The sequence below is a fragment of the Sphingobium yanoikuyae genome (assembly GCF_034424525.1).
GTDB lineage: Bacteria > Pseudomonadota > Alphaproteobacteria > Sphingomonadales > Sphingomonadaceae > Sphingobium > Sphingobium yanoikuyae.
Genome location: NZ_CP139979.1, coordinates 1,765,723 through 1,782,791, shown reverse-complemented (window position 1 = coordinate 1,782,791; position 17,069 = coordinate 1,765,723). Strand labels below are relative to the sequence as shown.

Annotated in this window: 17 protein-coding genes; 5 read left to right on the top strand and 12 right to left on the bottom strand. The window is 67.6% G+C overall.

The annotated features are described in order from the left end of the window. The 3 genes from U0025_RS08115 to U0025_RS08105 are packed head-to-tail and all read left to right on the top strand — an operon-like array spanning nucleotide 1 to nucleotide 2,520. On the top strand, nucleotides 1-429 hold the full coding sequence (locus U0025_RS08115; protein WP_004212559.1) for a DoxX family protein: 429 nt from the start codon (nucleotides 1-3) through the stop codon (nucleotides 427-429). Next, the gene (locus U0025_RS08110; protein WP_004212557.1) at nucleotides 422-1,798 is read left to right on the top strand and encodes an alginate export family protein; all 1,377 of its coding nucleotides are present in this window, start codon (nucleotides 422-424) and stop codon (nucleotides 1,796-1,798) included. The genes U0025_RS08115 and U0025_RS08110 overlap by 8 nt, the downstream gene beginning before the upstream one ends. Nucleotides 1,799-1,818: 20 nt before the next feature. Then, entirely contained in the window at nucleotides 1,819-2,520 is a 702-nt protein-coding gene (locus U0025_RS08105; RefSeq protein ID WP_004212556.1) for a YoaK family protein, read from the top strand. 3 nt (nucleotides 2,521-2,523) lie between these two features. Here U0025_RS08105 and U0025_RS08100 read toward each other — a convergent pair whose 3' ends face one another. Continuing rightward, the gene (locus U0025_RS08100) at nucleotides 2,524-3,099 is read right to left on the bottom strand and encodes a TMEM175 family protein (protein WP_004212555.1); all 576 of its coding nucleotides are present in this window, start codon (nucleotides 3,097-3,099) and stop codon (nucleotides 2,524-2,526) included. Then, entirely contained in the window at nucleotides 3,096-3,677 is a 582-nt protein-coding gene (locus tag U0025_RS08095) for a helix-turn-helix domain-containing protein (protein ID WP_004212553.1), read from the bottom strand. Before U0025_RS08095 ends, U0025_RS08100 begins: the two co-directional genes overlap by 4 nt. A gap of 156 nt (nucleotides 3,678-3,833) precedes the next feature. Between U0025_RS08095 and U0025_RS08090 the strand changes: the two genes are divergently transcribed. Next, entirely contained in the window at nucleotides 3,834-6,752 is a 2,919-nt protein-coding gene (locus U0025_RS08090; protein WP_323156760.1) for a ligand-binding sensor domain-containing protein, read from the top strand. Nucleotides 6,753-6,755: 3 nt separating this feature from the next. Here the strand turns inward: U0025_RS08090 and U0025_RS08085 are convergent, their stop codons facing one another. After that, a complete protein-coding gene (locus U0025_RS08085) occupies nucleotides 6,756-7,919 on the bottom strand; it encodes an MFS transporter (protein WP_004212549.1) in 1,164 nt (387 codons plus the stop codon). 13 nt (nucleotides 7,920-7,932) lie between these two features. Then, nucleotides 7,933-8,967: an aldo/keto reductase gene (locus U0025_RS08080; RefSeq protein WP_004212545.1), complete on the bottom strand. Its 1,035-nt coding sequence runs from the start codon at nucleotides 8,965-8,967 to the stop codon at nucleotides 7,933-7,935. An 88-nt stretch (nucleotides 8,968-9,055) separates the two neighbouring features. On the opposite strand from U0025_RS08080, the gene U0025_RS08075 reads away from it, so the two are divergent. Beyond that, nucleotides 9,056-9,979: a LysR family transcriptional regulator gene (locus tag U0025_RS08075; RefSeq protein ID WP_004212544.1), complete on the top strand. Its 924-nt coding sequence runs from the start codon at nucleotides 9,056-9,058 to the stop codon at nucleotides 9,977-9,979. A 12-nt stretch (nucleotides 9,980-9,991) separates the two neighbouring features. Here the strand turns inward: U0025_RS08075 and speD are convergent, their stop codons facing one another. From speD to U0025_RS08035, 8 genes are read right to left on the bottom strand one after another with little or no spacing between them, the layout of a single operon-like run. Then, on the bottom strand, nucleotides 9,992-10,348 hold the full coding sequence (speD, locus tag U0025_RS08070; RefSeq protein WP_139278698.1) for an adenosylmethionine decarboxylase: 357 nt from the start codon (nucleotides 10,346-10,348) through the stop codon (nucleotides 9,992-9,994). Next, nucleotides 10,345-11,958, bottom strand: coding sequence for an NAD(P)-binding protein (locus U0025_RS08065; RefSeq protein WP_004212542.1), 1,614 nt, complete (start codon nucleotides 11,956-11,958; stop codon nucleotides 10,345-10,347). The genes speD and U0025_RS08065 overlap by 4 nt, the downstream gene beginning before the upstream one ends. Beyond that, nucleotides 11,948-13,486 (bottom strand): polyamine aminopropyltransferase, encoded by a 1,539-nt coding sequence (locus tag U0025_RS08060; protein ID WP_004212541.1) that lies wholly within the window; start codon nucleotides 13,484-13,486, stop codon nucleotides 11,948-11,950. The genes U0025_RS08065 and U0025_RS08060 overlap by 11 nt, the downstream gene beginning before the upstream one ends. Next, nucleotides 13,479-13,691, bottom strand: coding sequence for a DUF350 domain-containing protein (locus tag U0025_RS08055; protein WP_004212540.1), 213 nt, complete (start codon nucleotides 13,689-13,691; stop codon nucleotides 13,479-13,481). Before U0025_RS08055 ends, U0025_RS08060 begins: the two co-directional genes overlap by 8 nt. A 9-nt stretch (nucleotides 13,692-13,700) precedes the next feature. Further along, nucleotides 13,701-13,847 (bottom strand): hypothetical protein, encoded by a 147-nt coding sequence (locus tag U0025_RS08050; RefSeq protein ID WP_004212539.1) that lies wholly within the window; start codon nucleotides 13,845-13,847, stop codon nucleotides 13,701-13,703. Beyond that, on the bottom strand, nucleotides 13,844-15,187 hold the full coding sequence (locus U0025_RS08045; RefSeq protein WP_004212538.1) for a DUF4178 domain-containing protein: 1,344 nt from the start codon (nucleotides 15,185-15,187) through the stop codon (nucleotides 13,844-13,846). The genes U0025_RS08050 and U0025_RS08045 overlap by 4 nt, the downstream gene beginning before the upstream one ends. Continuing rightward, nucleotides 15,177-15,848, bottom strand: coding sequence for a DUF4178 domain-containing protein (locus tag U0025_RS08040; protein ID WP_004212537.1), 672 nt, complete (start codon nucleotides 15,846-15,848; stop codon nucleotides 15,177-15,179). Before U0025_RS08040 ends, U0025_RS08045 begins: the two co-directional genes overlap by 11 nt. Before the next feature lie 7 nt (nucleotides 15,849-15,855). Continuing rightward, nucleotides 15,856-16,845, bottom strand: a complete 990-nt coding sequence (locus U0025_RS08035; RefSeq protein ID WP_004212536.1) for an SPFH domain-containing protein — start codon at nucleotides 16,843-16,845, stop codon at nucleotides 15,856-15,858. Nucleotides 16,846-17,069: the final 224 nt, after the last annotated feature.

Here is a 17,069-nt window from a genome sequence, read left to right as displayed (position 1 = left end):
ATGCGCGCCGACCGCGATCCCCGCTTCGTAGACGCGATCCTCGACTGGAAGCCGACCTGGTTCATCGCCCGGCTGCTGCTGGTCGGCGCCTATCTGCTGGGCGGCATCGTCAAGCTGACGGACTGGCCGGCTGCCGTTGCCGAGCAGGCGCATTTCGGCATGAACCCGCCGGCACTCTGGGCGGCGCTCACCATCGCGATCGAACTGATCGGGCCGATCCTGATCCTGACCGGCCGCATGGCCTGGCTGGGCGCGGGGATGCTGGGCGTCTTCACCCTGCTGGCCGCCTTCACCGCCAACGCCTTCTGGACGATGCCGATGGGGCAGGAGCGGTTCATGGCCACCAATGCTTTTTTCGAGCATCTGGGTCTGATCGGCGGCTTCATCCTGGCGGCGCTGGTCGCCGAACAGGCGCAGCGCCGTGTGTAAAAAATCAGTCTGCCTTGCCCTCTCGCTCTGCGCTTGCCCGCCGCTGGCCGCGCAGACGCGGGAGGCCTGGCAGGCGCCGACCCTGTCGATCACCCGCTATGACGAGGATTGGTCGGATCTGGCGGATGCGCAAAAGCGCGGCCATCACTGGACGGGGCAGTTCAAATATATCCCGCTGGGCGACGATGTCTGGCTGTCCACCGGCATCGAGCTACGGCTGCGCAACGAAAATTATGCCAATAATCTCTGGGGCGGCGCCGATGCGCCCGACGACAGCTATCTCTGGGCGCGGGCCATGCCCTATGCCGACCTGCATGTCGGCGCGCCGGACCGGCTCCATGCCCGTGCCTTTGTCCAGCCGATCATGAGCTATGCGGTCGGTGTTGCGCCCTCGGCCAGCCCGATCGACCAGAGCCGGCTCGACCTACTTCAGGGCTTTGCCGAAGTCGGCGCCGGCCCCGTCACCCTGCGCGGCGGGCGCCAGATGGTTTCGCTCGGCACCGAAAGGCTGGTCGGCACCCGCTATGGCCCCAACACCCCGCTGGCCTTCGACGGCGTGCGCGGCAACCTGTCCCTGGGCGACGGCCGCGCGCTCGACCTGTTCCTGCTCAATCCGGTGCAGCCCGGCCCCGCCAGTTTCGACGATCGCACGTCCGACACCCGCAGGCTATGGGGCGCCTATGCGACGCTGCCGGACCTCGACCTCTATTATCTGGGCTATCGCAACCGCGCCGCGCGCTTCGGCGGGCTGACCGGGCGGGAGGAGCGCCACAGTCTCGGCCTGCGTTCGCATGGGGCACGGGGCGACTGGCACTGGAATGTCGAGGGCGTCTATCAGTTCGGCCATTATGACGGGCAGCGGATTTCCGCCTGGACGATCGGCACCGAAGTCGGTCGCACGCTTTCCGGCCTGCCGCTGTCGCCCGACGCCACGCTCCGCTTCAACATCGTGAGCGGCGATCGTGACAGCGAAGATGACAGGCTGGGCACGTTCAACGCGCTCTTCCCCAAGGGCAAATATTTCGGCGAACTCTCGCCCGTCGGGCCGACCAACATCGTCAGCCTCAATCCCCGGATCAGCGCCCCGCTGGGCGACGGCTTTTCCGCCAGCATCGCCGGCATGGCCTATTGGCGCTACGCCCGCAATGACGGCGTTTACGACATTCCCGGCAACCTGATCCGCGCCGCCGGCGACAGCCGCGCCCGCTTCATCGGCAAGGAGGTGGAGGCGACGCTGGCCTGGCAGGCGACGGCAGAGCTGGAACTGTCAACTTCGCTGTCATTTTTCGCGCCGGGCGCCTTCATCCGCGAGACCGGCCCGGCCCAGACCATCGCCATGACCGGCCTTGAAGCCAATTTCCGTTTCTAGATCCAGTGAGGAGCATCATCATGCCGCCAGCGTCCCAAAGCGCATCCCCCCTGCCCGGCCTGCTGTTGCTGTTGTCGGCGACCACCGGCTTGGTCGACGCGGTCAGCGTGCTGGGCCTGGGCAAGGTGTTCACCGCCAACATGACCGGCAATGTCGTGTTCTTGGGCTTCGCCGCAGCACAGACGCCGGGTTTCAGGGTGGCGCCCTATCTGGTCGCGCTGCTGACCTTCTTCATCGGCGCGCTGGTCGCCGGCCGGGTCGGCCAAGGGCTGGGCAAACGCCCGCTGCGCCACTGGCTGACGGTCGCCGCGCTGATCGAGGCGGCATTGCTGTGGATCGCGGCGGTGGTCGCGCTGAACTTCCATGTGCCGACGCTCCAGCCCGCCGCTGGCCTGTTCGCGATCATCAGCCTGACAGCGATCGCGATGGGCTTTCGCAACGCCACCATCCGGCAGTTGAAGGTGCCCGACCTTACCACCACCGTGCTGACCCTGACCGTTACCGGCATTGCGGCGGATTCCAGGCTGGCGGGCGGCGCCAATCCCAATCTCGCCCGGCGGATCGCGGCGATCGTCGCCATCTTCGCGGGCGCGGCGGCCGGCGCGCTGATGGTGGTGCATATGGGGCTGGCACTGCCGCTGCTGGTATCGGGCGCGATCGTGCTGGTCGGCACCCTGCTCTGCGTCCGCCACCCGGCGGCCGCCCTGCCTCACGGGGCCTGAAGGTCAGGGCAGCGCGACCCGCGCGAACCGCCGGTCTGGCACGAACCAGAGCGCGACGACCAGCACATAGAGCGCGACCGCCAGCCAGCGGCTGACGAAGCTCAGGGGAATAGCTGAGCCATAGATGGCCAGCGTTCCCCACCCCTTCCAGTCCATGCCGAGCGCGCGGGCGAGCTTGGAGCCTGCGCCATTGCAGGCGATGATCGCCCGTTCGGTCAGGAAATAGCCGATCGCCGCCGCGCCCAGCACCATGCCATAGGCCGCCGTCGCTCCGGTCGACCAGGCGCTCTCGTCCAGCCATCGGATGACGAACGGGACCAGGCTGAGCCAGAAGAGCAGGAAAAGATTGGCCCACAGCACCCGCCCGTCGATGCGCGGGTTGAGCTGGAACAGATGATGGTGATTGTTCCAGTAGAGGCCGACATTCACGAAGCTGAGCAGATAGGCGATCAGCAGCGGCAGGCATTGGGCGAGATCGGCGAGCGATCCGCCGCGCGGCACCTTCAGTTCCAGCACCATGATGGTGATGATGATCGCGATCACCCCGTCGGTGAACGCCTCCAGCCTTTTGCTGTTCATGCCTGTGCCGCCAATGGCGATCCCTGCCAGGTCCGGCGCCAGGACAGCGGCGTGGTGCCGACCAGCCGCTTGAACAGCCGGGTCAGATGCGCCTGGTCGGTCAGGCCGCAGGCGCTGGCGATATCCGACAGGCTGTGGCCGGTTTCCAGCATCAGCCGCTGTGCCCGGCGGATGCGCTGGCGGATGACATAGGCATGGGGCGTCTCGCCCATGCTGACCTTGAACGCGCGGCAGAAATGACCGGGGCTCAGGCTCGCCACCAGCGCCAGTTCCTCCGTCACCAGCGTGCGGCCCAGCCGCGCCTCGACATAGGCGGTCACCTTGCGCAATTGCCAGCCGGCCAGCCCGCCGGTCGACGGCGGGCAATGGCTGTCGGGACGCCGGGCCAGCATGGCGGCGCCGCCGTCCGCGTCCGTGCCCTGCCGCAGCAGGTCGCGCAGTTGATCGAGGCACAACTCCGCCCGGTTGGGGTCGCGATGCAGCAGCGTCTGCGCCCGCGTCAGCAGGTCCAGAAGCTGCGCAGCGTCGAGCCGGTGCGGCAGGTTGGGGCGCGGGTTGGGACTGGCGATATCCGACATGGCGGGAATGATGCGGCTGCGTCATGATTTCCCAAAGCCCGGATGGAGGGGGCGAGCGCCCCTCTAATGGGGGGCTTGTATCGCATCGGCCCGCAGCGCTACGGCTGTCGGTTCCTCCCGCCCCAAGGCCCCCATGTCGCGACCGAGCAGAAGATCATGAAGCGCCGGGCGATCATTACGGCGATCGCGGCCATGCTGCTGGCCCAGCCGGGGCGGGCGCTGGACCCAAGCCAGTCGATCAGCCAGTTGCGCCACAGCCGCTGGACGCTGAAGGATGGGGCGCCGGGCAATGTCCGTGCGCTGGCGCAGGGCAAGGACGGCTATCTGTGGCTGGGATCTTCGACCGGCCTCTACCGCTTTGACGGCATCCGGTTCGAGCGCATCTTGGCCGATCGCGACGACCCGCGCCGATCCTTGCAGGTCACCGCCCTGCTGGCGGCGCGCAATGGCGACATCTGGGTCGGCCATGATTTCGGCGGCATCGCCCGCTATCGCGACGGCCATCTGCGCGATGCCAATCCCTGGCCGGCGCAGGGCGGCGTCGCCGGCATCGTGGAAGCGCGCGACGGATCAATCTGGGTCGCGGCGGAAGCGCGCGGCAAGATGCTGCTGTCGCGTTACCAGCATGGCCGCTGGCGCCGCTATGGCGCGCAGCAGGGCGTGACCGACGGCATGATGGGGCCGATGCTGGCCGCGTCGGACAGCAGCCTCTACCTCGCCTTGCCGCCGCACCTGCTGCGGCTGGCGCCCGGTGCCGCCCGCTTCGCCCCGCTGGCGATGCAGGTCGCCCCCTTCGCCGCGCTGGACGAGGACAAGGCGGGCCGGATCTGGCTGGCGGACGACAGCGGCATCCGGCCGATTTCCGGCGGGCAGGCCGCGGCCCCGCTTGATCCCGTAAACACCCCCTATGTCACCCGCCATATCCATGTCGATCGCCAGGGCACGGCCTGGATCACCGGCCAGAATGGTGGCCTGGCACGGCTTCCAGCGGGCGGCGACAAGGTCGAGGTCGCGGCCGGGCACATGCCGCTGTCGCTCGCCGCGCTGGAGGACCGGGAAGGCAATATCTGGGTCGGCACCGAGACCGGGGTGGAGCGCTATACCGCCGCCAGCCTGGTCGGCGCGGGCGAGGAGGCGCTGGTGACCGGCTTCGTCGCGCCGCCGCGATCGGCCCATATCTTCTATGCCGGTATCGGCGGCGTCTACCGCGTCGGGCCGGGCCAGCGCCAGCCCCGGCTGATCTTCCCGCGCGCCGACATTGGCGTGCTGTGCGGCGATGACCGGCAATTGCTGGCGATCAGCCTCGAAGGCGCCTTCCTGCTCGACTTGGACGATCGCGGCGATGTCCGCCGGACGACGTCGGTGGAGGGGCCGCTTTCGGTCAGTTGCGCGCGCGACGATCGCGGGCAGTTCTGGACCGGGATGGACCGGCTCTACCGGCTTGACGGCAAGCGGCTGGTGCCGGCGAGCGGCGCGGCGGGGCAGCCGGGCGGCACCATCACCCTGTTGCGCGCCGATGGGCATGGCGGCCTGATCGCCGGGCGCAGCCGGCGCGGGCTGCTGCACATTCGCGATGGCGAGGAGACGGCACTGCTGCCCGCCGGGACCAGCCCGATCGGATCGATCCTGACCCTGCGGGCCGATGGCGACCAGTGGCTGATCGGCGGGATGAAGGGGTTGGCGCGCCTGGAGGGTGGCCGGTTGCAGTCATTGGGCGAACGCACCCATCCCTATCTGGCCGGGATTACCGGCATCGCCCGCACCGCCGATGGCTGGACCTGGATCAACGGCGCGACCGGTATCGTGCGGATGCGCAGCGATGCGCTCGACAAGGGCCTTGCCCAGCCCGATCGCCCCATCCCCTATCAGCGGGTCGGCCAGGAAGCCGATTATCGGGCGCGATCCAACCTGTTCGAGGCGAACGACATCGCCCTCGATCGCGACGGCCAGCTCTGGTTCGCCACCGATCAGGGCCTGGCCTGGAGCGATCCCGCCCGGCTGGCCCGCAATGGCGTGCCGCCGCCCGTGGCGATCCGGTCGCTGCGGGTCGATGGCAGGGCCTATCCGCTGGCTGCGGGCAGCATCGTCCTGCCCGCCCATAGCGGCCGGGTGCAGATCGACTATAGCGCCCTCAGCCTGACCAATGCGGCGCAGAACCGTTTCCGCTATCAGTTGGAGGGCAGCGGCACCGGCTGGTTCGATGCCGGCACGGAGCGGCAGGCGCTCTATACCAATCTGGCGCCGGGCCAATATCGCTTCCTTGTCATCGCGGCGAACAATGACGGGGTGTGGAACAGGCAGGGCGCGGCGCTCGCGTTCGAGATCGCCCCGGCCTTCTACCAGACGCGCTGGTTCCGCATCCTGTGCATCAGCCTGATCCTGCTGGCCGGCTGGCTGCTCTATCGTCGGCGCCTGCATGTCGTGACCGAACGGGCGCGCAGCCGGGTCGAGGCACAGCTGACAGAGCGCGAACGGATCGCGCGGGAACTGCACGACACGCTGTTGCAGGGGTTCCAGGGGCTGATGCTGCGCTTCCAGGCGGTGGTCGAACTGCTGCCGCGCGGCGAACGCGCCCGCGCCGAACTCGAAGGCGCGCTCGACCGGGCCGAGGATGTGCTGGTCGACAGTCGCGAGCGGGTCCATTCGCTGCGGCAGGAATTGCAGCCGGTGGCGATGGCTGTGCGTCTGCGCGCGCTGCTGGACGAGATGGTCGGCGACCGGCTGGACTGGCGTGTCGATGAGGCCGGCACCGCGCGGCTGGTCTGCGCCCCGGTCGCCGACGAGATGATGCGGATCGCGCGGGAGGCGATCAGCAACAGCTTGCGCCATGCGGCCGCGCAGACCATCATCGTCGAACTACATCATGGCACCGACCGGCTGTCGCTGGCGATCATCGATAATGGCATCGGCCTGTCCGAAGCCGTGCTGGCGGCCGGATCGCGCGAAGGCCATTATGGCATGGTCGGCATGCGCGAACGGGCGCGGCGGATGGATGGCGCGGTGGAGATCATCTCCACCGCCAGGACCGGCACGACCATCCGCGTGACCGTGCCGGCCCGTGTCGCCTATCTGTGAGCGTCAGGCGGTGGCGGCACGCGGCGCGCCGCTGCGGCGGCTGAGCAGCAGCGCAATCAGCCCAAGGCTCGAAGCCCCCGCCCCGGCGATCGCGACGAACGGCAGGCTGAGGCCGGCGGCAATCACCGCGCCCCCCAGCGCCGCGCCGATCGCATTGCCGAGGTTGAAGGCGCCGATGTTCATCGAGGACGCCAGATTGGGCGCATCAGCCGCAGCGCTCATCACCCGCACCTGCAGCGGCGGCACCAGCGCGAAGCTGGCAATCCCCCACAGGAAGATCAGCACCGCCGTCGGCCCGGCAAAGGGCATGGCAAAGGCGAAGGCGATGAGGATCGCCGTCAGCGCAGCGAGCGTCACGATCAGCGTCCTGTCGACCGACCGATCGGCAAAGCGCCCGCCCAGCCAGTTGCCGATGGTGAGGCCCACGCCATAGAGGACCAGCATCGCGGTCACGAAGCCGATCGAGCCATGGGTCTGATCGCGCAGGATCGGCGTGATATAGGTGAAGACGGTGAACATCGCGCTGGCGCCAACCACGGTGAGGCCGAGCGCGGCGAGCACCGGCCCGCGCATCAGCACGCGCAGTTCGGATCGCGCATCGCCCTCGGTCGGGGCCGGCATGTCGGGCAGGGTCAGGCGCAATGCCGCGATGGTGAGCACGCCCAGCGCCGCAATGCCCCAGAAGGCCGCACGCCAGCCCATGACTTCACCCGCCCAGGTCGCCAGCGGCACGCCGACGACATTGGCGATGGTCAGCCCCATGAACATGGCGGCGACCGCGCCCGCCTGCCGCTGGGGCGGAACCAGGCTGGCGGCGACGATCGATCCGACACCGAAGAAGGCGCCATGGTTGAGCGAGGTGATGATGCGCGCGAACAGCAGCATCGCATAGCTGCTGGAGAGCGCCGCGATCAGATTGCCGATGGTGAAGATGGCGGCGAGGCCGATCAGCAGGGTGCGGCGCGGCAAGCGCCCGGTGGTCAGCGTCATCAGCGGCGCGCCCAGCATGACGCCGATCGCATAGGCGCTGATGAGCAGGCCGGCGGCGGGGATGGAGACGCCAAGGTCGGTGGCGATGACGGGCAACAGGCCCATCGGCGCAAATTCGGTGACGCCGATGCCAAAGGCACCGGTCGCCAGCGCGAGCAGCGGTGGATTGATCTTCATGATGCTCCTCCCGTCAGACAAGCGGCGGGTTCAGCCGGGCGAAGCCGGCCTGTTGATGATAGGGGGCGTGGGGATAGGCCGGCATCTGGTAGCTGGCCCGGTCGAGCCGGGCGACCTGATCGGCGGTCAGCGACCAGCCGACCGCACCCAGATTCTGGCGCAACTGTTCCTCATTGCGGGCACCGATGATGACCGACGACACGGTCGGCCGCTGCAACAGCCAGTTGAGCGCGACCTGCGGCACCGTCTTGCCGGTTTCCGCCGCGATCTCGTCCAGCGCGTCGACCACGCGATAGAGATGTTCCTCCTCCACCGGCGGCGCGAAGGCGGCGGTCTGGTGCAGGCGGCTGCCTTCCGGGATCGGGCTGCTGCGCCGGATCTTGCCGGTCAGGCGGCCCCAGCCCAGCGGGCTCCACACCAGCGCGCCCACGCCCTGGTCGGCGGCGAGCGGCATCAGGTCGGCCTCATAGGCGCGGCCGATCAGCGAATAATAGACCTGGTGGGCGACGAAGCGCGGCCAGCCATGGCGATCCGCCGCGTCCAGCGCCTTCATCAGCTGCCAGCCGGGATAGTTGGACACGCCGACATGGCGCAGCTTGCCGGCGCGAACCAGATGGTCGAGCGTCGCCAGCAATTCCTCGACCGGGGTCGAGGCGTCGAGGGCGTGGAGTTGCAACAGGTCGATATGATCGGTGCCAAGGCGCCGGAGCGCGGCTTCCACGCCGCCGATCAGCCGGTCGCGCGACACGCCCCAGTCATTGGGACCATCGCCGGTCGGCAGGCCGAGCTTGGTCGAGATCAGAAGCTGATCGCGCCGTCCCTTGATCGCCGCGCCCAGCACTTCTTCAGACGCACCGTTCGAATAGACGTCGGCGGTGTCGAACAGGGTGATGCCGGCGGCGAGGCAGATGTCGAGCAGCCGGCGCGCCTCCTGCGCGTCGCTATGGCCCCAGGCGCCGAACAAAGGCCCCGAGCCGCCGAAGGTGCCGGTGCCGAAACTGAGCGCCGGCACGCGCAGGCCCGACGCCCCCAATTGCCGATATTCCATCGTCATCCCTTTCCATTCCGTGATGGACGCATAAATGGAAGGCAGGACTCCCCGAGTTTAGAGGGGCGCAAGGCGAAGGATCTTTGCAGTGGATGAAAAGATACCCTTTCATGCCGATCGGGCGCGGGCGCTGGAAACCTTTGCCACCGTGGTGGCCGAGGGCAGTTTTTCAGCCGCCGGGCGATTGCTGGGCCTCACCCCCTCCGCCGTCAGCCGCGCGGTCGACCGGATCGAGGATCGGCTGGGGGTGCGGCTATTGCTGCGCTCCACCCGCGCGCTGACGCTGACGGCGGAGGGGCAGGCCTATCTGGCCAGCGCGCGCCGCATCCTGGCCGATCTGGACGAGGCGGAACAGACGATCGCCGATCGCGGCGCGCCGCGCGGGCGGCTGCGGGTCAGCGCCGCCCATTCCCATGGCCGGCTGTGCATCGTGCCGCTGCTCGGCGAATTTGCCCAGCTCTATCCGCATATATTGGTCGACATCAGCCTGAGCGACCGGCTGGTCGACATTGCCGGCGGGCAAGCCGATGTCGCGATCCGCTTCGGGCCGCTGGCCGACAGCCCGCTGACCGCCCGCAAGCTGGGCGAGAATGGCCGCGTCATCGTCGCCTCCCCCGCCTATCTCGCCCGGCATGGCACGCCGGTCGTACCGGAGGATCTGCACGATCATAACTGCCTGAACTTCAATTTCCGGCGGGCCGAACCGGTCTGGCCCTTCCGCAAGGACGGGCGCGACTATGCACTGAGCGTGCGCGGCACGATCGAGGCGAATAATGGCGAAACGCTGGGGCAGTTGGCGGCCGATGGCGTCGGCATCACGCGGGTCGGCCGGTTCAGCGTCCAGCCCGAACTGGCGTCGGGCGATCTGGTGCCATTACTGGAAGACTATAATCCGGGCGATATCGAGACGATCCATGCCGTGTTCCTGGGCGGCACCAATGTGCCGGCACGGCTGCGCGTGTTCGTGGACTTCCTGGCGGAACGGCTGACGCGACCTGTATTGGTGGCCTGAGCCGGGCGGCGCCTATATATCCCCGCGGCGGACCAGTTGCTGGCTGATCCGGGTCGGTGCCAGATGACGGCAGAGCGCGTCCAGTGCCGCCGCCGGATCATGGCGCGCGCCGCACAGGAAGATGTCGACCGCGGCATAGCCATGTTCGGGCCAGCTATGGATCGACATATGGGATTCGGCCAGCAGCGCGACGCCGGTGACGCCCTGACCGTCGCCGAAATGATGGAGATGCAGGCCGATGACCGTCGCACCCGCGCTATCCGCAGCCGCGCGCAGGGCGGTTTCGACCAGCGCCACATCGTCGAGCACGGGACAGCCATAAAGGTCCGCCAGCAGATGCCGGCCATCATAGGTCATGGGCGGTTTCACAGCAAAGTCTCATGAGCATGGCCGATCGCGGACAACGCCGCCTCGGCCGCGGCCATGCCCTGATAATGGGCTTCCTCGAACAGCGACAGACCGCTGAGGTCCGAATGGGCGCGGAAGAAGGGCGCTCGGATCGCGGCGCGCTGCGACGGCGCGACCTGCCAGAGGAAGCCGGGCGTCGGCCGGATCATGGCATGGCCCCATTTCCACAGGTCGATCGAGCCGATCCCGCCGTCGAGGTCGGGGTTCATGGCCAGCAGGTCATCACGCACCAGCCGCCGCCAGTCGGCATCGGACCGCTCGACCAGCAGGCGGCGGGCGTTGGCGGGCGGCATGTCGGACAGCGCCATATACCAGGTCAGCACCGTCGGCCCTTCGCGCGAGGCGTTCTGATGCGTGGCAACGACATAGCCGAGCGAGGCGCTGCTGGCCGAGACATTGTCCCAGGCAAGCACGCTCCCCTTCCCCGCCGGCGCGCGATCGACGGTGACATTGGCGATCAGCCAGGGCGCATAGCTGTGGGCGGCGTCGGCCTTCTCGCCCAGCAGGCGGCTGGCGATGAAGTGCGGCATGGCGAGGATGACGGCATCGGCGCGGTAGCGGATGCTGGTCCCGCGCGCGGCATCGAAGACATCCACCGTTGCGCCGCCGGCATCGTCAGGGCGGGCGCGAAAGGCGATCTGGCCGGTCAGGACGCGGTCGCCCAGCCGATCGGCGATCAGTCGGGTGAGGCGGCCATTGCCTTCGGGCCAGGTCAGTTCATTGTCGCCCGTGCCATCGGCGGTGAAGCCGCGCCGGCCGGCGAAATAATGGATGCCGGCCCAGGCGGACACCTCCGCCGGTTCGGTGCCATAGTCATCGCGGCAGGCGTAGCGGACATGGGCGCGCAACACCGGCGAGGTCCAGCCCTGCCGATCGAGCCACTGCGCGAAGCTGATCCGGTCGAGCGCGATCAGGTCGGCATCCTGCGCGCTATAGGCGATGGGAATGGCAAAGGCGGGCCGCCCCTGCGCATCCCGGCGGCGGGAGAAATCGGCCATGGCCCGGTCGAAGGCGGCAAGATCGGCTCTGTCCTTCGCCGACAGGCCGGTTTTCGGCACCAGCCCCTCCTGCCATTTGCCCTGCCACAGCAGGCGTTCCTGCAAGTCGGCACAAAGCTGCAGCGGATCATAGACCGGTCTGCCGTCCCGATCGCCGACGATCATGCCAAGCTGCCGCAGCATATGGCGTAGACCTCGCGCCTCTTCATTCGGAATGGGAAGATAATGGGCGCCCAGCGGATAGGCCGACACGGCGTTGCGGCCGCCGCGCGCATTGCCGCCGGGCTGCTGCTCCAGTTCGATCAAGCGGAAATCATCATAGCCCGCCTCGCGCAGCCGCCAGCCGGCGGTCAGGCCGGCAACGCCGCCGCCCGCGATCAGGATGGGCACATGCGCCTCCCGCTCCGGTTCGGGAAAGGCCCCGTCGCGCAGCCGGTGGCCAAGCGTCATATCGGCGCCGCCGCTGCTGCCCGAAGTCGAGGTTTCACAGCCGGGCAGAGCCAAAGCAGTGGCCGCCGCCATGCCGCCCTTGAGCACGGCGCGCCTGTTCTGGACTATAGGATCAGCCTTCATAGCGCGCCCATTCCTCGGCGAAGCTGCGCACCAGCGCCTGATTGTCGAGCCGGTTCACCGGCACCGGACGGCGCGCCATATCGGGCGGGAAGAACTGTGCCTGGCGCGCGGTGGCGTCCGACAGGAAGCGATTGCCAGGCAGCAGCCGCGTCGCCGCGCCCGGGTCGGCCAGTCCGGCCAGGATGAAGCCCCATTCGCCGAAACTGGGCACATAGACATGATAGGGGCGTGTGTGGAAACCGGCTGCTTCCAGCGTCTGCGCCACGGTCCAGAACGCGGCGGGCGCGACCAGCGGCGAGGTGCTCTGGATCACCGCCATGCCGCCCGGCGCGAGATGCGGGCGCAGCATGCGGTAGAAAGTCTCGGTGTAAAGCTTGCCGACCGAGAAATCGACCGGATCGGGAAAGTCGACGATGATGATGTCGAATCGCGCCTTGGTCTCGCGCACCCAGCGGAAGGCGTCGGCATTGACAACATGCATGCGCTTGTCGGTGAGTGCGCCGCCGTTGAGTGAGCGCAGCAGGCCGGTCTGGCTGAACAGGCGGGTCATGGCCGGGTCGAGATCGACCAGCGTGACGCTGCGCACCTGGGGATGGCGGAACACCTCGCGCGCGGCGAGGCCATCGCCGCCGCCCAGGATCAGCACATGTTCGGGCCGTGCCACCCGCCCCATCGCCGGATGCACCAGCGCCTCATGATAGCGATATTCGTCGCGCGAGGAGAATTGCAGATTACCGTTGAGATAGAGGCGGATGTCGTCGTCATGCCGGGTCAGCACCAGCCGCTGATAGGGACTGGAGGACGCATAGATGACGCGTTCGCCATAGGCCGCGATTTCAGACCAGCGCTGGATGCGATCGGCGAGCAGGAAACCGGCGATCAGACTGGCCATCACCAGCAACGCCAGGATGCGCTCGCGCATCAGGCTGGCCCGCGCGGGGACCAGCAGCAGCAGGAGCAGCGCGACGCCGACATTGAGCAGGCCGAACATCAGGCCGGTGCGGATCAGCCCCAGATGCGGAACCAGTAGCAGCGGGAAGAGCAGCGATGCCGCCAGCGCCCCGACATAGTCGAAGGTCAGGACGTTCGACACCGTCTCGCTGAAGTCGAAACGGTCGCGCAGGATACGCATCAGCAGCGGGATTTCGAGGCCGACGAGGAAGCCGATGACGAAGACGAGGCCGTAGAGGATCGGCCGGAACTGTTCGACCAGCGGGAAGAGCAGGAACAGGCCCGCAGCCGACCAGCCACCCAGCAAAGCGACCAGTATTTCCACCCGGATGAACAGCCTCAGTTCGTCACGCTTCACATAGCGCGAGCACCAGCTGCCCACGCCCATGGCGAAGAGATAGGTGCCGATGACGGTCGAAAATTGCGTGACGCTGTCGCCCAGCAGATAGCTGGCGATCGTCCCGGCGAGCAGTTCGTAGATGAGGCCGCAGGTCGCGACCGCGAACACGCTGGCCAGCAACAGCCCGACCAGCGCGGTGCGCCTGCGCTCCGTCGGGGCAGAAGGCGTGTCAGCCATGAATGGCGGCGGCAACGATGATCCCGAGCGCAATGGCGATGGCGCCCGCAAACTGGGCGACGGCGAGATTCTGCTTGTCGCGTATCTCCTCCCACAGCTTGCCCGGCGTCAGCAGGTCGAGAATGACGAAGCCGACGACGAAGACGAGGATGCCGACCCCGGCATAGACGAGCGAATTGAGCAATGTCGGCAGCGAGATGAGCATCGACGTCTCCTATTTATGCGTGGGACCATAAGCGCGATAGGCGCCGGCCGTGCGGCCGCCATCGGCGAAGGGGGAATAGCCCTGCGATGCGGCGGCGAGATAGAGGCCAAGCACGCCAAGGCACCAGAGGGCGTAAAGAAAGCTGCTGCGGCTCATGGCAATTGCATCCCCTGCAGCCAGTCGTCGGCATCGGCCGGCGAGCCATCCTTCTGCGCCAGCCGCGCATTTTCGAACAGGATGTGCAGCACCAGCATCAACAATGGCGGAACCAGGATCATCAGCACCGCCAGCCAGAAATTGGAGGCGAAGCGCGCGCCGCGCGCCACGGTGAGGACGATCTCGACCGGCGGCAGTCCTTCGGCCTTGTAGGTTCCACTCGATGGATCGAAGGCAAAATTGCCGGTGCCGCCCCAATGATGCGCCTGGACATCGACGACCAGATCATAGGTACCGGCCGGCAGGCTGGCGACCTTCAGCGTCTGGGCCCGCGCGCCTTCCGACCAATAGCCGTCGGAATCCCGGCCCGAATAATGTTCGTTGAGGGCATAGGCATCATAGCTGTCCTGGGTCTTGCGATCGACGAAGGCGACATCGACATCGACCCAGCCCTGATCGACGCCGGGCGTTTCCACCTCCACCGTCATCGCCTGCCGCCCGAGCGGCAACTGGATCGGGCCGAATGTCTGCGACACGGCCGGGCCATCGGGGATCGCCGACAGGCTGAAACCCTGGGGCTGCGCGGTCCAGCCGAACAGGGACGCCAGCACCAGCAGCGCCACGAAGGACAGGGCGGCGATCGGCCACCAGCCCTTGATCCGTCGGGCATAGGGCGATGGCTGATGCGCGAGCGGCGTCATCCCCGGCAGCCAGGCCGGCGGCGGCGCGACGTCGAAGGCGGCACCGATTTCCTGTCCGGTCAGCAATTCGCTGATCGTCCAGTTCTTCTCCCGGTCGTCCTGTTCCAGGCTCAGCATGAAGCCGGGGCGGACATAATCGGTGGCGCGCACCGACTCCCCTACCTTGACCCGCCAGTAGAATTCGCCCGCCACCCGCGTCACCCGCGCGGTGCTGCCGCTGTAGAAGGGGCTGAAGCGGCGGCGGCCGACGATAAGGTCGCCACCGTCGCGCTGCGGCGTGGCGGTCAGCATGGTGCCAAGGCTCCAATGACCGGTCTGCGCGATCAGCCAGCGATAGCCGGCATAGGGGTTGAACAGCAGATATTCGTCCCAGGCCGCCCAGCCATCGGTCCGTTGCAGCCAACCGATCGCTTCCCACTCCACGCCGCGCAGCGTGCCGCGCGTGCCGAGCGGAATGGCGAGCGATGCCTGCACCTCATGATAGCGGGTGATGATCCGCGCATCGGGATTGGCCGCATCGATCAGCGTGCCGCAATATTCGCAGGCGAGCGTCACCGTATAGCCGGCCGCGCGCATGGCGATCGTCCCGCCGCAGGCCGGGCAGGACAGGGTGCGGACGCTGCTGTCGTCAGGCGACATCGGCAGGCAGGCTCCAGCCCGGCAGCGCGCGCAGCTTGCGCGGTTGCAGCGAGGCCAGCGTCACATGATGGCCGACATAGAGGGACGGGCCTTGCCGATCCTTCTGGAAGGATGCGCAGCGCCCGTCGCGGTTGCGGAAATCGGCGCTCAACGCTTCCCAGCCGGCCGGCGCGGTGAAGGGCAGTTCGCCCTCGCAGCCGATGCAGCGCACGGTACGGATATCGGCGACCTCATAGCTGTGCCCGGCAATATTGCCGCTCTCGCCCGGCATGACCGGCGTGTCGTTCATCAGGCGGCGGATCATCTGCGCCAGCGATCCGGCCAGTTCCACCTCGCGCAGCGCCATGAACTGACCCATCGCCTCGCCCAGCCAGCCATGGCTGCCGTCGGCCAGCAGCATCAGCCATTCGTTCCAGGCGCCATCGTCCCAGGCCCAGCGGACCCGGCCGATGATGGAAAAGGACTGGTCGAACCACTGGCCTTCGGTGCCGATCTGGATCGGGCTGATGTCGAAGGGCAGGACCGCCGCCTCCCCCATCGCGCCCGCACTCTGGCTGTAGCGCACGACCAGCGTGCGACAATAGTCGCACACCCGGACGGGCAGCGCCGGCGAGCGGAAGACGACCTCCGCGCCGCATGTGGGACAGGCAAGGGATTGCATCGACGGCTTAGCGAATGCGGCCCAGCAGTTCCGCCTTCTTGCTGTCGAACTCGGCCTGGGTAAGCGCCCCCATTTCCAGCAGCTTGTGCAGCCTTTCGATCAGGGCGAAGGGGTCTTCGGCGGGCGCTGCGGGCGCGCTTGCCGCGCTGCCCATCGCGCCGGCCATGGCCTGGCCTATGGCAAGGCCGGCCGCCGCGCCTGCGCCGACGCCGGCAACGCCGCCCGACTGCGCCGCAGCGGTCTCGATCGCCTCGGCCGCCTGGAACTTGGCATAGCGGTCGAGATCGCCCAGCACGCGAATCGAACTGGCCTTGTCGAGATGCTTCTGCACCTCTTCGGGCAGCGACAGGCTTTCGACGAAGAAGCTTTCGACCGACAGGCCCCATTGCGCAAAGGCCGGAGCGACCGCGGCCTTGAGCGCATCGGACAGCGCGCTCTGGCTGGCGGCCAGGTCAAGGAAGGCGGTGCCGCCGCCTGCCACGCCGGTCGCCAGCGCGGTCTGGATCGCGGCGCGAAGCTGTGGCTCGACGTCCGCCACCTTCACCTCGCCCAGCGTCCCCATGATACGCGCGGCGAAGGGCGCGATCTCCTTGATACGGAAGCTGTAGCTGCCAAAGGCGCGGACGCGTAGCGGCCCTAGTTCGGGGTCGCGCAGCGTCACTGGCTGCGCGGTTCCCCATTTGAGGCCGATCTGCTCCTTTTCGGAAAAGAAATGGACATCGGACTTGAAGGGCGACTTGAACCCTTTGTCCCAATTCATGATCGCCGTAAGCAGCGGCAGGGTCGATGTGTCGAGCGTGTAGAGGCCGGGGCCGAACATGTCGGCGATGCGCCCTTCGTTGAAGAAGGCGGCGATCTGCCCCTCACGCACCGTCAGTTGCGCGCCATTCTGGATTTCCCGATCGGCCAGCGGAACCCGCCAGCCAAGCTGGCCCGGTTCCTCCACCCAGTCGATGACGTCCACGAACTGCTTCGAGAGAAAATCCAATATTCCCATGACACTCCCCTGCACCCGCCATCAGTGTAGATGTCTGGTGTGGCGGGACAAGAGGATTTGCAACGCCAATCGGCAAATGGCGGTGATTTCGACCGGCATGCGGGTCGCAGGCCTTGGCGTTCCTTCTTGGGGGACCGCCAGCACCTTCCATCTGGGCAGGTCGCTCCCCTGCCGCACTGCGGCGGCCGTCATATAAGCTGCGCATCACTGTCATGCGCGCTTCA

What these genes read in the sequence shown, in the direction of transcription:
- U0025_RS08115 (WP_004212559.1), top strand. Translation starts at nt 1, where the DNA reads ATGCGCGCCGACCGCGATCCCCGCTTCGTAGACGCGATCCTCGACTGG.
- U0025_RS08105 (WP_004212556.1), top strand. Translation starts at nt 1,819, where the DNA reads ATGCCGCCAGCGTCCCAAAGCGCATCCCCCCTGCCCGGCCTGCTGTTG.
- U0025_RS08100 (WP_004212555.1), bottom strand. Translation starts at nt 3,099, where the DNA reads ATGAACAGCAAAAGGCTGGAGGCGTTCACCGACGGGGTGATCGCGATC.
- U0025_RS08095 (WP_004212553.1), bottom strand. Translation starts at nt 3,677, where the DNA reads ATGTCGGATATCGCCAGTCCCAACCCGCGCCCCAACCTGCCGCACCGG.
- U0025_RS08090 (WP_323156760.1), top strand. Translation starts at nt 3,834, where the DNA reads ATGAAGCGCCGGGCGATCATTACGGCGATCGCGGCCATGCTGCTGGCC.
- U0025_RS08085 (WP_004212549.1), bottom strand. Translation starts at nt 7,919, where the DNA reads ATGAAGATCAATCCACCGCTGCTCGCGCTGGCGACCGGTGCCTTTGGC.
- U0025_RS08080 (WP_004212545.1), bottom strand. Translation starts at nt 8,967, where the DNA reads ATGGAATATCGGCAATTGGGGGCGTCGGGCCTGCGCGTGCCGGCGCTC.
- U0025_RS08065 (WP_004212542.1), bottom strand. Translation starts at nt 11,958, where the DNA reads ATGAAGGCTGATCCTATAGTCCAGAACAGGCGCGCCGTGCTCAAGGGC.
- U0025_RS08060 (WP_004212541.1), bottom strand. Translation starts at nt 13,486, where the DNA reads ATGGCTGACACGCCTTCTGCCCCGACGGAGCGCAGGCGCACCGCGCTG.
- U0025_RS08055 (WP_004212540.1), bottom strand. Translation starts at nt 13,691, where the DNA reads ATGCTCATCTCGCTGCCGACATTGCTCAATTCGCTCGTCTATGCCGGG.
- U0025_RS08050 (WP_004212539.1), bottom strand. Translation starts at nt 13,847, where the DNA reads ATGAGCCGCAGCAGCTTTCTTTACGCCCTCTGGTGCCTTGGCGTGCTT.
- U0025_RS08045 (WP_004212538.1), bottom strand. Translation starts at nt 15,187, where the DNA reads ATGTCGCCTGACGACAGCAGCGTCCGCACCCTGTCCTGCCCGGCCTGC.
- U0025_RS08040 (WP_004212537.1), bottom strand. Translation starts at nt 15,848, where the DNA reads ATGCAATCCCTTGCCTGTCCCACATGCGGCGCGGAGGTCGTCTTCCGC.
- U0025_RS08035 (WP_004212536.1), bottom strand. Translation starts at nt 16,845, where the DNA reads ATGGGAATATTGGATTTTCTCTCGAAGCAGTTCGTGGACGTCATCGAC.